Below are 14,134 nucleotides of genomic sequence, written 5' to 3'. Positions count from 1 at the left end.
GTCACTAGGCTGTGTCCCTTAATCACCTGAGATATAGTAACTACCTGTTTCCACAACACACTGAACTATGGCTCGCTACGACCTTCCCGATGAAGCATGGACTATCATCCAGCCCTTATTACCTGCTGAACCAGCAACACCACGGGCCGGACGTCCATGGGCTGAACATCGTATGATCATCAACGGCATGTTCTGGGTGCTGTGTTCAGGCGCACCATGGCGCTATTTGCCTGAGCGATATGGCCCATGGAAGACCGTTTATAACCGTTTTAATCGATGGTCTAAATCGGGAGTGATTAACATTATTTTCAACAGGTTACTTTCTTCTCTTGATGCTCATGGTCTCGCTGACTGGTCCGCAACTGCGCTGGATGGCAGCAATATCCGGGCACTCAGGTGCGCCGCCGGGGCGCAAAAAAACATTCCGATACCGCCGGAGATAATGGGCTGGGTCGCTCTCGCGGTGGTTTTGGCACCAAAATCCATCTGGCGACAGACGGAAGCGGTCTGCCGTTAAATATCGTACTGAGTCCCGGTCAGGCTCACGAAAGCCAGTTTGCACAACGTCTTCTGGACGGTATTGGTGTTCAGCGCCGGAACGGCAGCATGAAGCGTCGTGGCCATGCAGTGCTGGCTGACAAAGCCCACTCCGGACAAAAGAATACCGCCGCATTGCCACACGTTACGACAAAACGGCGAGGAATTATCTGGCGATGGTGAAACTGGGATGCATCCGGCTGTTTTACAAAAGGTTATGTAATTAAGGGACACAGCCTAATACTGTTGCACCCAGCTGTTTGAATAGCCCAACTACCGCTTTACCCACACCTTTGGTACCCGCAGTGACCAATATGCGTTTACCGTGGAAATCGAGATCACATGGCATTGAAGAATCTCCGGTCTGTTGAAGTGGCAGTACAATAATCAGTAATGCTGGCAATATTGCCACCCTTGCTGATCGCGAAGTCGTCATAAATAGCGAGCGGTAATGTGAATGGCATAAACCTGTACTCCCTTTGTTTACAGTACGGTCATATTCCACATAGACTGTTAAATTGACAAGTACGCACAAAAAAGTGAGTTACTGAATGATGAGTAAGTTATACCGTCCGGAATCAGCCGCAAGCGGAGTGGAGCATGTTATTCAACTGCTGGAAGGGCGCTGGAAATTAATCATCCTTTTTCATCTGTTCGACGGCAAAGTACAGCGCTATTCAGATTTTGAAAAATTAATTCCCGGTATTTCGCAGAAGATGCTGGCGCAACAACTGAGACAGCTGGAAGCCGACGGCATAGTGTCGCGGATGGTGTATCCTCAGGTGCCACCGAAAGTGGAATATCGACTCACTGAATGGGGACAGGCACTTTGTCCTGCTCTTGATGCCATGCTGAAATGGGCGGAAAAACGCCCGACTTAACCAGCCTGGACGCTGAGCCTGATCAAATTTAACCTGTTCAGGCTGGTGTTTAGGGTATAAAGCGTGCTTTTATTCGTGGTGACTGAGAATTTCCATAAAATTAAATTTAACGTCCCTGTTATAAACCCGGGATTGCCCCGCGATAAAATAGTAAGAAAACGTGGTTTATAAACGGTAAGTTCAGGAGGTTCCTTTGCAGCCAGACACGACACGACTTCATCTACGGACGGTAATTGAATCTGACGCTGATGATCTTTTCAGAATTTATGGCGACCCTGCTACAAATACCTTCAACCCCGCAGGTCCGTATCCCGATATTGATTATGCACGTCAGGTGTTGGCTCGCTGGCTTCAGCACTGGGAAACGTACGGTTTCGGTAATTGGGGTATCGCGCTGATGGCAATCCGGGGAGAGTCATTGGTTTTGGCGGACTCAGCATCAGGAGCTATGCCGATTTATTTATCAATAACCTTGGATATCGCTTCTCTACAGAGGCATGGGGAAAAGGGCTGGCGACAGAGTTTGCTAAGTATACGGTCGACTATGGTTTGGGTGAAATAAAGTTGGCTGAAATATCTGCTGTAGTACGCGCAAATCATCTGGCCTCGCAAAAAGTTCTAACCAAGGCAGGACTGCAGTACTTACGAGAAATTCATGATGTGAAAAGTGCGCCCCCAAGCTTGCTTTTCACCTTGACTCAGGACAAGTGGAATAAAAAATAAATATGCGGGGCACACTGTTTCCCGCCGGATACCATCAATTCCCGCTGTTCTTTAAAATTAATGCTGCGAATCCGGCAACGCTCCACGTTAAAGTGCAGCCAGTATTGCGGCTTCCATTTTCTCCGGAGGCGTGATCGGTGCAAAGCGTTTGAGCGGTTGGCCGTCGCGTCCGATGAGAAACTTCGTGAAATTCCACTTAATCCGTCCGCCCAGCACGCCGGGTAGTTCCGCTTTCAGATCGCGAAATATCGGATGCGCTGCGCTTCCGTTAACCTCTACTTTGCCGAACATCGGGAAGCTCACCCCGTAATTAATGTGACAGGTTTGCGAGATGTCATCAGCGTTTCCCGGTTCCTGCTTACCGAATTGATTGCAGGGATAGCCAAGCACCACCAGACCCTGTGAGGCATATTTCTGATAGAGCGCTTCAAGGCCGGCGTACTGGGGCGTGAAGCCGCAATGACTGGCGGTATTCACCACCAGAACCACCTTGCCAGCGTAATCGGCCATAGAGATAGGTTGGCCGGTCAGGCTGGTGGCCGAAAACTGATAAAAAGGGGTCATGTCGGTGTCCTCAAAACAGCACAGGTTCGATGTTGATGTTGCCACGCGGGCCCAATACAGGGCCTCATAGCCTGGCGCGCACAGCATAACTTTCTGCGCGCCGTTGTCACAATAACACTGACATGTAACCTTGCAGCAGAGCCTTATCGCCGGCACAAAACTCTGTCTGCCAGTCTCACTAAGACGTCTCTGCCAGCAGTGCCGCCTCCACAGCAGGGCGCGCATTGATACGCGCCATATATGCCAGTAGCGCAGGCCAGCGATTCAGCGTAATGGAAAAAACCTTACACCAGCGCAGCACAGTGAAAAGGTAGGCATCGGCGACGCTAAAAGACGCGCCTGTCAGATAGGCTTGTTGATCCATCGTCGCCTGCAGGAAATCGAACCGGCAGAATAACTTTTCACGCAGCAGCGCGCTGACGTCTTCAGGCAGGCCGCGATTGAACAGCAGTGCGGAACCGGCATGTATTTCACTGCTGATGAAATTCAGCCACTCCTGCAAGCGCACCCGCGCCCAGCTCCCCGCTTCGGGGGCCAGCCCGCTTGCCGGTTTTAAATCGGCGAGATACTGCACAATCGCCGGGCCTTCCGTGAGTATCTGCCCATTTTCCAGCTCGAGTGCAGCGACATAACCTCTAGGATTGATCGCGAGGAAATCTCATCCATCCGCCGTGAGCTTGCTGCGGTTGTCCACTTTAACCCGTTCAAATTTTAGTCCGAGTTCGCGCAGCACGATATGGGGTGAAAGCGAGCACGTATCAGGCGCGTAATAAAGTTTCATCTTCTCTCCGGTAAAATGACGTCGTGTTTCGCCAGGTGCGGCGATAAACACAGTGTGCTTAACCGACATCACGCTGTAAAATTAATGGTTCATAAACGCACTATTAGCTGAGCTACTGATCATCATGATGAATCTCTTGCACTGGCGCTTATTGCTCGCGGTGGCTGATGCCAGCAACATCTCGCGCGCCGCTGAACAGGTCGGCATGACGCAGTCCGGCGCCAGCCAGGCTATTGCCCAACTGGAAGCTTCACTGGGATTCCCGGTGTGTTTGGCGTGTGCGTGCAGCTGCGCCTTCTCCACATATGGCAATGCCTGATGGACCACGGCAGGCAGCATGGCACCGCCGTGTATGCCGACCACCAAGCCGGCTTCCTGCAGGAATTTAATATCGCGGCGAATAGTCATTGCCGACACTGCCATTAGCGTGGCCAGTTCGTGAATGGTGGCCGATCGTTTCGCAAACAGGTAGCGATAAATCGCGTCTTTTCGGTCTTCGGGCAGCATGATGAGCTCGGGGTTAAAAGTGACGTTTTGCCTGCCATGCCACGCACGCATAGCGTCCGGTACGGCAGCTTCGCTATGATAGCTCATCTGAAGTTGAATCAGATTCAACGTGGCAATGAGTCAGGAGACACGAAAATGCCCGCCCTGCAACGTAATGAACTGGCCGATCTGAATGTTTTTCTGCTGATTTGCCGGCGCAAGAGTTTCCGCCTCGCCGCGCTGGAACTGGGGGTCACCACGTCGGCCATCAGCCACACGTTGCGCAGTCTTGAAGCGCGTCTTGGCATGCGCCTGCTCAACCGCACCAGCCGGGCGGTGGTGCCGACGGACGCCGGTGCCGCTTTTTTGCGCCATCTGGAAACCGGCTTTGCGCAGATTGAGCTGGCGCTGAACGATCTGCACCTGTATCGCGAATCACCCAGCGGCCGCCTGCGGCTGAACATCCCGCCTGATGCCGGGCAGCTGCTGTTTCGGCCGCTCCTGGCGCGCTTTATGGCGACCTATCCGGAGCTCAGTCTGGAAATTACGGTGGATAACAATCTGGTGGATATCATCGGCAGCGGCTATGACGCCGGGATTCGCTACGGCGTCAGCGTACCGAAAGATATGATCGCCATGCCGCTGACGCCCAAACTGCGCTGGATCGTGGTGGCGTCACCCGATTACCTGCGTGACGCGCCGCCGCTGCAGCATCCGGACGATCTGCGCAACCATCGCTGTATTCGCATGCGCCTTGGCAATGGCACGCTGTATAAGTGGCCGCTGGCGCAGGGCAAGGTGGCCTATGAGGTCGATGTGCCGGGCACGCTGACGCTCAATGAGAGCGACATGATTATTGATGCGGTTGCCGGCGGTTATGGTCTCGGCTACTGCCCGGAGCGCTACGTACAGGCGCAGCTGGCGAGCGGGCAGCTGGTGCGCGTGCTGACGGACTGGTGCAGCGAAGACGAACCGTTGGTGATGTATTACCCCGACCGTCGCCAGCTGCACCCGGGTTTACGCCGGCTGATTGAGATGATCCGCGCCGAAACGATGCGCTAACGCTGGACGCGTGCGGCGTAAATAATAAACGTCACCACGCCAAAAATTTCCAGCTCCTCCTCTTCACGCAGCCGGATGGGCTGATAGCGCGGATTCATCGGCATCAGCTGTACGCAGGGATGAGTCTGCAGCCGCTTGACGGTAAACTCGCCGTTGATGGCGGCGATCACGATGTCGTCGTGCCTTGCATTGAGTGAGCTGTCGACCACCAGCAGGTCGCCTTCGCGGATATTGGCATCGCGCATCGAGTCGCCTTCGACGCGCACAAAATAGGTGGCGCTCGGTCGGGTCACCAGCAGCTCATTGAGATCAATCTGGCGCTCAATGTAGTCCTGAGCGGGTGAGGGAAACCGCCGTGCACCGCGTCAAGGAATAGCGGGCGGGAGCGCGAAGGCGGTGAAAGCTGTGGCAAAAAGAAACGCGCCATAGCGAATATTCCATGGGTACTGTTTTTATATACAGTGTTAGGGGATTTTTGCTATGATCAAGTCTGCCAGCGGTAAAAAAAGCGAAGCGTATGAAAAACAGCAGAATTCAGTTTTTTGCCGCGCAAACCGCTGAAAAGTGCACTCTTCGCTAAGCACTCTGTGCGCCCGTCTGGCGAAACTTCAATTGTTGTCTACACTTAATGTTGCCGATGTTCGTAATGCGGTTGCAGTGTTGATGAACATTTCGTTTAGTTCTGGAGCGTTACCCTTTCGATTCCCGTGTTTACGGAAAAACCTCCTCACTTCCTGCCTGCGAACAGACTGCCCGTTTACGTTCAGATACAGGAGGAGACGTGACCCCTGCTGTTAATGAGAACAGCACCCTGCCGTCGCTAAGTGGCGGAATTTACGCCTTCTTTTTTGATGTTGACGGCACGCTGGCCGCGCTTCAGTCGCAGCCCGAGTCGGTTTCCATCCCCGCATCGGTGCGCCAGCATCTGCAACAAATTTCTAATTTAAGTCACGGCGCGCTGGCGCTGGTTTCCGGCCGTCCGATTAGCCAGCTGGATGAGCTGGTCGCGCCGCTGGAAGCCCCGGCAGCGGGCGTGCACGGCGCTGAGCGCCGTGATGCCAGCGGACATCTGCATCGTCAGTCGCTGCCCGATGAAGTGGCGCAAACGCTGCAGGTTAAACTGCAGCAGACCCTTGACCAGTGGCCCGGTACGCTGCTGGAAGTGAAAGGCATGGCCTTTGCGCTGCACTACCGCAACGCGCCAGAGTATGAAAACGCCATCATGCCGCTGGCCGAAGAGGCGGTAACCCGCTTTCCGGCGCTGGCGCTGCAGCCAGGTAAATGTGTGGTGGAACTGAAACCGCAGGGCATCGATAAAGGTGCTGCGGTACGCGAATTTATGCAGGAAGCGCCATTTACCGGTCGCATTCCGGTATTTGTGGGCGACGATCTGACCGATGAGAAAGGCTTTCTTGCAGTCAATGCCATGCACGGCATCTCGGTCAAGGTCGGTGAAGGTCCAAGCCAGGCGCGCTATCGTCTGCCCGATGTGGCAGCGGTCTGGCACTGGCTGGAACAACTATTATTACAACTAGAACATGACAACGTCGGTAAGGAGTTTAGGTTATGAGTCGTTTAGTCGTCGTATCTAACCGTATCGCTATTCCTGATGGAAGCAAAACCAACGCAGGCGGTCTCGCCGTCGGCATTCTGGATGCGCTGCAGACCACCGGAGGATTGTGGTTTGGCTGGAACGGAGAGATCAGTAAGTTTTCCGGTGAAGAAGATGAGGAACTTACCCAGATCGAACAAGACGGCATTACCTATGCCTCATTCCCCCTTAATCAAAACGATTATGATCAGTACTACTGCCAGTTTTCTAACACGGTGATCTGGCCCGCGTTCCACTATCGCCTCGATCTGGTGCAGTACCAGCGTGAAGCTTGGGAAGGCTACTGCCGCGTGAATACCCTGCTGGCGCAGCGGCTGAAACCGTTGCTCAAGCCGGACGATATCCTGTGGATCCACGATTACCACCTGCTGCCGTTTGCCGCTGAACTGCGTAAACAGGGCATCAATAACCGAATCGGATTCTTTCTGCATATCCCGTTCCCGACGCCGGAAATTTTCAATGCGCTGCCGCCGCATCAGGAACTGCTGGAAATGCTGTGTGAATACGATCTGCTGGGTTTCCAGACAGAATCCGATCGCGTGGCGTTTCTCGACAGCCTGAGCCAGCTGACGCAGCTGCAGAATAAAGGCGAGAAGAAGCATCGCGCCTTTGGCAACACCTTTATGACCGAGGTTTACCCCATCGGTATCGAGCCGGACAGCATTAAAGAGATGGCGGAAGGGCCGCTGCCACCGAAGATGGCCGCGATGAAGCGTGAGCTGGGCGATTTGCAGAATATTATCGCCTGTGAGCGTCTCGACTATTCCAAAGGCTTGCCGGAGCGTTTCCTTGCCTATGAAGCGCTGCAGGAAAACTTCCCGCAGCATCGCGGCAAAATCCGTTACTCACAGATTGCGCCGACCTCGCGCGGCGACGTGCAGGCCTATCAGGATATTCGTCACCAGCTGGAGACGGAAGCGGGGCGCATTAACGGTAAATACGGCACGCTGGGCTGGACGCCGCTCTATTATCTCAACCAGCATTTTGATCGCCGCCTGCTGATGAAGATTTTCCGCCTGACCGACGTGGGGCTGGTTACGCCGCTGCGTGACGGCATGAATCTGGTAGCGAAAGAGTATGTCGCTGCGCAGGATCCGGACGATCCGGGCGTGCTGGTGCTGTCGCGCTTTGCCGGAGCGGCCAACGAGCTGACTTCTGCGCTGATCGTCAACCCGTACGATCGTGATGATGTGGCGGCGGCGCTGGACCGCGCGCTGACCATGCCGCGCACCGAGCGTATCTCGCGCTATAACGACATGATGGCCGTACTGCGTAAGCAGGACATTTCGCACTGGCGCGAAAGCTTCCTGAAAGATCTGAACACGCTGCCGGCGCGCAGCGCCAGCCACGGTAGCGATAACAAGGTCGCGACGTTTCAGAAGCTGGCGTAATTAGCCCCGGAAGGCGCGATTTTCCCCTCACGCAATGCCTCTCCCGTACGCGGGAGAGGCAACCGTCAGACGACGCAGGCAGGACCGTGCTGCGTAGCGTTTTCACGCGACACCCTCACCGGATGAAATCGATTTCATTTTGTTAAGCGCTAACCCGCTGACCCGGCACCAAAAACACACGAATTGGTTAAAATTAAGCCAGTTAATCGCTGAAACGCTGAATTTTTTCTTCCAACCCTAAAGATTTACGTGGTCAGGCCGATAGTTCTAATACATCAGTGTGTTAGTTAGTCAATTCATTCATATCGCTAATGTAACGTGCTGTTACATCCCTTGTGACTCACTAAACCCTCCCTACAAACTCTTTACACACCACAAGCGCGCTGCATCCACTCTTCACGCTTCGCTAGCGCAGCGCCATTAGTCCTGCGTGGCAATATTCCCTGTAAGTTGATTAATTTAAAAGCAAATAATTACGGCTATTTTGGTGTTTTATGCTGCTTTTGTGGTTTATTTTGGGGTCTTGTCTTTGCCTAAAGCCAACGTTGCAGATAAAAGATCGTCCCATGTCGGCGATCTGCGACACACTTCAAAATTCAGACTTTTCCTGTGAAGTATTAACGAAACGTTTCAAAATAGCTCAAAAAAAGAACAACAGAAAAGCATTACTGAATGCTTCACTTGAACAATTTTGCCTTAAAGTGTGATACAGATCACACTTTATCTAAAATTTCACACCAATCACTTTGTATGTCGAAATCAGACGATATAGATTTGCCTTGTTTTCCGATTAGTCTTAAAAAACTGTAAGCAGACGTCACGCAAGATGGTTACAACTCAAGAAAAGATTGGCTTGGAGTTTTGACTACTACTGATCAATATCCCGGTGGGAAGTGAAAAAGTTCAGTACGCGTTGGCTTATGCCTGATTATTTTTTGCCATCTTTAGATTTACCAACCAGCAACCCGAACCATAGAACACTTAATTCTGTGGCCGTATATATGTCGCGTCTATCAGGATGGAAAAAAATGGGTACATCAGAATTACTAAAACACATGTATGACATCAATCTGTCATATTTATTGCTTGCACAGCGTTTGATAAACCAGGAAAAAGCTTCAGCAATGTTTCGTTTAGGTATCGATGAGCCAATGGCGGATGCATTGCAGCAATTGACTTTACCTGAGATGGTAAAACTAGCGGAAACCAATCAATTGGTTTGCCAGTTCCGCTTTACCGATCACAATCTTATTAACCGTTTAACGCAGGAATCACGTGTGGATGATTTGCAGCAAATCCACACCGGTATTTTATTATCCAGCCGTTTATTGCGCAGCGCATCGAAAGATGATGCCTCTGCTAAAAAGAGGGCGGTATAATGACCGAAAAAAGTATCGTTCAGGAAGCGCGTGATATTCAGCTGGCAATGGAGCTGATTACATTGGGCGCAGGACTGCAGATGCTGGAAAGTGAAACCCAGCTGAGCCACGGTCGCCTGATTAAACTGTACAAAGAGCTGCGTGGTGCACCACCACCGAAAGGCATGCTGCCATTCTCTACCGACTGGTTCATGACCTGGGAACAAAATATTCATGCGTCGATGTTCTGCAACGCTTGGCAGTTTCTGCTGAAAACCCGGCTGAGCAGTGGCGTAGAGGCGGTTATCAAAGCGTATCGCCTGTATCTTGAGCAGTGTCCGCAATCGGACGAGGGCCTGCTGTTGGCGCTGACCCGCGCCTGGACTTTGGTGCGATTTGTTGAAAGTGGCATGCTGGAATTGTCTGACTGTAAATGCTGTGGCGAAAGCTTCATCAACCACGCGCATCAGCCGCCGGGCAGCTTTGTTTGCAGCCTGTGCCAGCCGCCATCACGTGCCGTAAAAAGACGTAAACTTTCTGTAGATTCTGCCGATACCTTTCCACAACTGCTGGATGAACAGGTTAAACGCGCCGTTTAAGTTTGTTCGCATCGTGGAAAACATCCAGCAGCGGTTAATACCGCTGCTTTTTTTTTGCCCACACCCTGCGAATAACACCTACGGCTCTCTGGCTTAACTTCCACCAAACGTTACGGACGTAAGATGTTTTTGTGCTGATTATTGTGGGTTATATCGTAGTCCTCGGTTCCGTGCTGGGCGGTTAAATGATGGTAGGCGGCCATCTGGGCGCGCTTTACCAGCCGTCGGAGTTGCCCTATGAACACGAGTGCGAAGTACCAGCACAAAGCTTAGCGGCAGTTGGTGATGGCCTGCCGGCGTTTGGTATCGTCGCCGCGGTAATGGGCGTGGTGCACGCGCTGGCCTCCGCGGACCGCCCGGCGGCAGAACTGGGCGCGCTGATTGCGCACGCCATGGTGGGAACGTTCCTCGGTATTCTGCTGGCTTACGGCTTCATTTCGCCGCTGGCATCCGTGCTGCGCCAGAAGTGCGCGGAAACTACTAAGATGATGCAGTGCGTCAAAGTCACGCTGCTCTCCAGCCTGAACGGTTATGCGCCGCAGATCGCCGTCGAGTTTGGTCGTAAAACCCTGTATTCCACCGAGCGTCCGTCCTTTACCGAGCTGGAAGAGCACGTGCGTAACGCGAAAAACCCGGCTAAGCAGACTTCGGATACGCCTTCATGAAGCACGGTAATCGCCCGATTGTGCTGGTCAAACGGCGCAAACATAAAAAGCATGAAGGCAGCCATGGCTCATGGAAGATTGCCTATGCCGACTTTATGACGGCGATGGTGGCGTTCTTCATGGTGATGTGGCTGATCTCGATTGCCAATCCGCAGGAGCTGGTGCAGATTGCCGAATATTTTAAAACGCCGCTCAAGGTCGCCCTTACCGGCGGTCAGCGTAGCAGCGACAGCGAAAGTCCGATTCCCGGCGGCGGCGATGATCCGACGCAGAAGAAAGGCGAAGTGCAAAAACAGGTCGATATGGATGCGCAAAAGCGCCAGCTGGATGACATTCGCCTGAACCGGCTGCGTGAAAAGCTCGACCAGCTGATTGAGGCCGATCCGCGCCTGAAAGCGCTGCGTCCGCATCTGATCATCAACATGGTGGAAGAGGGGCTGCGCATTCAGATTATCGATAGCCAGAACCGCCCGATGTTTAAAACCGGCAGCGCTGAAGTGGAGCCGTACATGCGCGATATCCTGCGCGTCATTGCGCCGCTGCTGAATGATATTCCTAACAAAATCAGTTTGTCCGGCCATACCGATGACTTCCAGTACGCCAGCGGCGATCGCGGCTACAGCAACTGGGAACTGTCGGCGGATCGTGCCAATGCCTCACGCCGTGAGCTGGTGGCGGGCGGTCTGGACGGCGGCAAAATGCTGCGCGTGGTCGGCATGGCTGACACCATGAAACTGAAAAACCGCGGCGCCAACGACGCGGTGAACCGTCGTATCAGCCTGCTGGTGTTGAACCATGACACCGAAGCGGCGATTGAAAAAGAGAATGCCGAGAGCGATGCCGTTCAGGTGAGCGACCCGGCGCAGATTTTACCTAGCATTACCGCACCGGCTGGTCCGGCGGCGCCAACTGCCCCCACGGGTTCTACCGCAGCACCGCCCGCCGCCAGCGCGGTGACACCAGACCAACCCTCACAGCCGAGGTGATCCCGTGAGCATGGACATCAGCGATTTTTACCAGACATTTTTTGATGAAGCCGATGAGCTGTTAGCGGATATGGAGCAACACCTGTTGGGACTGGATCCCCAGGAGCCCGATTCCGAGCAGTTGAATGCCATCTTCCGCGCCGCCCACTCCATTAAGGGCGGAGCCGGTACGTTTGGCTTTACGGTTTTACAGGAAACCACCCACATCCTGGAAAACATTCTGGATGGTGCGCGCCGTGGCGAAATGCAGCTCAGCACCGACATCATCAACCTGTTTTTGGAAACCAAAGATATTATGCAAGAACAGCTCGATGCCTATAAAACCGCGCAGGAGCCAAACGCAGAAAGCTTTAACTACATCTGTGAAGCCCTGCGCCAGCTGGCGCTGGAAGCTACCATCGACGGTGTCGGCAAAGACGATATCGTGGCGGTACTGTGTTTCGTGATTGATGAAGCGCAGATTCAGTTCCCGCAGGACGACGCACCCGCCGCCGTTGCCGCCGCGCCAGTTGCTGAGGTCGAAGCCGAAGCGCCGGTGCAGCAAACGGCGACCGTCACCGACATTACCCCGGCGGTGAAGTGTGAGAGCAAGCGTGCCGCCGCGCCCGCCAAAAGCAGCGAATCCAGCAGTATTCGCGTGGCGGTGGAAAAAGTTGACCAGCTGATCAACCTGGTCGGCGAGCTGGTGATTACCCAGTCGATGCTGGCGCAGTGCTCCGGTGCGCTGGATCCGGTGGCACATGGTGACCTGCTCAACAGCATGGGGCAGCTGGAGCGTAACGCCCGCGACCTGCAGGAATCGGTGATGTCGATTCGTATGATGCCGATGGAGTACGTATTCAGCCGCTTCCCGCGTCTGGTGCGCGATCTGGCCAGCAAGCTGGGAAAGAGGTTGAACTGACGCTGCTCGGTAGCTCAACCGAACTGGATAAGAGCCTGATTGAACGCATTATCGATCCGTTAACGCACCTGGTGCGTAACAGCCTCGATCACGGCATCGAAACGCCGGAAAAACGGCTGGCCGCCAACAAAACGGCGGTCGGCAATCTGACGCTGTCAGCGGAACACCAGGGCGGCAACATCTGCATTGAAGTGATCGATGACGGTGCCGGCCTCAACCGCGAACGTATCCTGGCGAAAGCGCTCTCGTCCGGCCTGCCGGTCAGCGACAGCATGAGCGATGAAGAAGTTGGCATGCTGATCTTCGCGCCAGGCTTCTCGACCGCCGAACAGGTGACCGACGTATCAGGCCGCGGCGTCGGCATGGACGTGGTGAAACGTAATATCCAGGAGATGGGCGGTCACGTCGAAATCTCCTCGAAGCAGGGCAAAGGCACCACCATTCGCATTCTGTTGCCGCTGACGCTGGCGATCCTCGACGGGATGTCGGTGCGCGTGGCGGACGAAGTGTTCATTCTGCCGCTGAACGCGGTGATGGAGTCACTGCAGCCCACGGCTGAAGAGCTGAAACCGCTGGCCGGTGGCGAGCGCGTACTGGAAGTGCGCGGCGAGTACCTGTCGCTGGTTGAGCTGTGGAACGTGTTTGACGTGCAGAACGCCAAAACCGACGCCACGCAGGGCATCGTGGTGATCCTGCAGAGCGCAGGTCGTCGCTATGCGCTGCTGGTCGATCAGCTGATTGGTCAGCATCAGGTGGTGGTGAAGAACCTGGAAAGCAACTACCGCAAAGTGCCGGGCATTTCCGCCGCCACCATCCTCGGCGATGGCAGCGTTGCGCTGATTGTCGACGTATCGGCACTGCAATCATTGAACCGTGAGAAGCGTGTGGCCGGTGCCGCAGCGTAACAGATAACGAAAGGATAAAAAAATGACTGACATGGCAACCGTGACGAAAATCGCTGGCGAAACCGTCGGCCAGGAGTTCCTGGTTTTCACCCTCGGTGACGAAGAGTACGGCATCGATATCCTTAAAGTGCAGGAGATTCGTGGTTACGATCAGGTAACGCGTATCGCTAACACGCCGGAGTTCATCAAGGGCGTGACTAACCTGCGAGGTGTGATTGTGCCGATTATCGATCTGCGCGTGAAGTTCTCGCAGCCGGACGTGGAGTAGAATGAAAACACCGTGGTGATCGTGCTGAATCTTGAGCATCGCGTGGTCGGCATCGTGGTGGATGGCGTGTCTGACGTGCTGTCGCTGACGCAGGATCAGATCCGTCCGGCACCGGAATTTGCCGTCACCATGTCGACCGAGTATCTCACCGGTCTCGGTGCGCTGGGCGAGCGTATGCTGATTCTGGTCGACATCGAAAAACTGCTGAGCAGTGAAGAGATGGCGCTGGTGGATACGCTGCGTAGCGCATAATCGTTCGCAGAGAGTCACGGGTCGCTGATGCGGCCCGTGACTATTACATCCTTTATTAAACCTTTATAAATAAATAGCAAAGCCCACAAATATTTCCTGCCCTCGCTCAATATTCCCGCCGCTAGGTCGATAACTGTATTGCACGATTTTTCTTTATTTCCCA

The 14,134-nt window shown here is 53.9% G+C and carries 9 protein-coding genes and 9 pseudogenes; 13 read left to right on the top strand and 5 right to left on the bottom strand.

Translation table 11 applies throughout. From position 1 onward, the window contains the following. Nucleotides 1-67: 67 nt before the first annotated feature. Nucleotides 68-764 (top strand): annotated as a pseudogene (locus AC6I8M_RS08705) (IS5 family transposase). A gap of 11 nt (nucleotides 765-775) precedes the next feature. Here AC6I8M_RS08705 and AC6I8M_RS08700 read toward each other — a convergent pair. After that, a pseudogene (locus tag AC6I8M_RS08700) lies at nucleotides 776-886 on the bottom strand (short-chain dehydrogenase); the annotation flags it as partial. 205 nt (nucleotides 887-1,091) lie between these two features. On the opposite strand from AC6I8M_RS08700, the gene AC6I8M_RS08695 reads away from it, so the two are divergent. Beyond that, complete coding sequence (locus tag AC6I8M_RS08695; RefSeq protein WP_041387472.1) at nucleotides 1,092-1,418, top strand: winged helix-turn-helix transcriptional regulator; 327 nt, start codon at nucleotides 1,092-1,094, stop codon at nucleotides 1,416-1,418. A 193-nt stretch (nucleotides 1,419-1,611) separates the two neighbouring features. Then, nucleotides 1,612-2,141, top strand: a pseudogene (locus tag AC6I8M_RS08690) (GNAT family N-acetyltransferase). An 87-nt stretch (nucleotides 2,142-2,228) separates the two neighbouring features. On the opposite strand, the gene AC6I8M_RS08685 reads toward AC6I8M_RS08690, so the two are convergent. Then, nucleotides 2,229-2,705, bottom strand: a complete 477-nt coding sequence (locus AC6I8M_RS08685; protein WP_010618583.1) for a glutathione peroxidase — start codon at nucleotides 2,703-2,705, stop codon at nucleotides 2,229-2,231. Nucleotides 2,706-2,883: 178 nt separating this feature from the next. Then, nucleotides 2,884-3,486 (bottom strand): annotated as a pseudogene (gene gstA, locus AC6I8M_RS08680) (glutathione transferase GstA). 124 nt (nucleotides 3,487-3,610) lie between these two features. On the opposite strand from gstA, the pseudogene AC6I8M_RS08675 reads away from it, so the two are divergent. Continuing rightward, nucleotides 3,611-3,754 (top strand): annotated as a pseudogene (locus tag AC6I8M_RS08675) (helix-turn-helix domain-containing protein); the annotation flags it as partial. Nucleotides 3,755-3,831: 77 nt separating this feature from the next. Here AC6I8M_RS08675 and AC6I8M_RS08670 read toward each other — a convergent pair. Beyond that, nucleotides 3,832-3,993 (bottom strand): annotated as a pseudogene (locus AC6I8M_RS08670) (DeoR family transcriptional regulator); the annotation flags it as partial. Nucleotides 3,994-4,128: 135 nt separating this feature from the next. On the opposite strand from AC6I8M_RS08670, the gene AC6I8M_RS08665 reads away from it, so the two are divergent. Beyond that, nucleotides 4,129-5,034 carry a LysR family transcriptional regulator gene (locus AC6I8M_RS08665; RefSeq protein WP_010618586.1) on the top strand — a complete coding sequence of 302 codons (906 nt, stop codon included), beginning with the start codon at nucleotides 4,129-4,131 and terminating at the stop codon, nucleotides 5,032-5,034. On the opposite strand, the gene umuD is transcribed toward AC6I8M_RS08665, so the two are convergent. Continuing rightward, the gene (gene umuD / locus AC6I8M_RS08660; protein WP_010618587.1) at nucleotides 5,031-5,327 is read right to left on the bottom strand and encodes a translesion error-prone DNA polymerase V autoproteolytic subunit; all 297 of its coding nucleotides are present in this window, start codon (nucleotides 5,325-5,327) and stop codon (nucleotides 5,031-5,033) included. The two genes, AC6I8M_RS08665 and umuD, sit on opposite strands and share 4 nt — an antisense overlap. Nucleotides 5,328-5,815: 488 nt before the next feature. Between umuD and otsB the strand changes: the two genes are divergently transcribed. The 8 genes and pseudogenes from otsB to cheW all read left to right on the top strand — a co-directional run bounded on the left by otsB (nucleotide 5,816) and on the right by cheW (nucleotide 13,971). Beyond that, a complete protein-coding gene (gene otsB / locus AC6I8M_RS08655) occupies nucleotides 5,816-6,604 on the top strand; it encodes a trehalose-phosphatase (RefSeq protein WP_010618588.1) in 789 nt (262 codons plus the stop codon). Next, entirely contained in the window at nucleotides 6,601-8,037 is a 1,437-nt protein-coding gene (otsA, locus tag AC6I8M_RS08650; protein ID WP_010618589.1) for an alpha,alpha-trehalose-phosphate synthase, read from the top strand. Before otsB ends, otsA begins: the two co-directional genes overlap by 4 nt. A 1,028-nt stretch (nucleotides 8,038-9,065) precedes the next feature. Next, nucleotides 9,066-9,416: a flagellar transcriptional regulator FlhD gene (gene flhD / locus AC6I8M_RS08645; protein WP_010618590.1), complete on the top strand. Its 351-nt coding sequence runs from the start codon at nucleotides 9,066-9,068 to the stop codon at nucleotides 9,414-9,416. After that, nucleotides 9,416-9,994: a flagellar transcriptional regulator FlhC gene (gene flhC, locus AC6I8M_RS08640; protein ID WP_010618591.1), complete on the top strand. Its 579-nt coding sequence runs from the start codon at nucleotides 9,416-9,418 to the stop codon at nucleotides 9,992-9,994. Before flhD ends, flhC begins: the two co-directional genes overlap by 1 nt. A gap of 233 nt (nucleotides 9,995-10,227) precedes the next feature. Further along, nucleotides 10,228-10,659, top strand: a pseudogene (locus AC6I8M_RS08635) (MotA/TolQ/ExbB proton channel family protein); the annotation flags it as partial. After that, complete coding sequence (gene motB / locus AC6I8M_RS08630; protein ID WP_058948813.1) at nucleotides 10,656-11,645, top strand: flagellar motor protein MotB; 990 nt, start codon at nucleotides 10,656-10,658, stop codon at nucleotides 11,643-11,645. The pseudogene AC6I8M_RS08635 and the gene motB, both read left to right, overlap by 4 nt. 10 nt (nucleotides 11,646-11,655) lie before the next feature. Then, nucleotides 11,656-13,451, top strand: a pseudogene (gene cheA / locus AC6I8M_RS08625) (chemotaxis protein CheA). Between the two features lie 22 nt (nucleotides 13,452-13,473). Next, nucleotides 13,474-13,971, top strand: a pseudogene (cheW, locus tag AC6I8M_RS08620) (chemotaxis protein CheW). The last annotated feature ends 163 nt before the right edge of the window (nucleotides 13,972-14,134 follow it).

The sequence above is a fragment of the Type-A symbiont of Plautia stali genome (assembly GCF_059731155.1).
The sequence above is the reverse complement of the archived record's forward strand: the minus strand, read 5'-3'. Positions and strand labels throughout refer to the sequence as shown.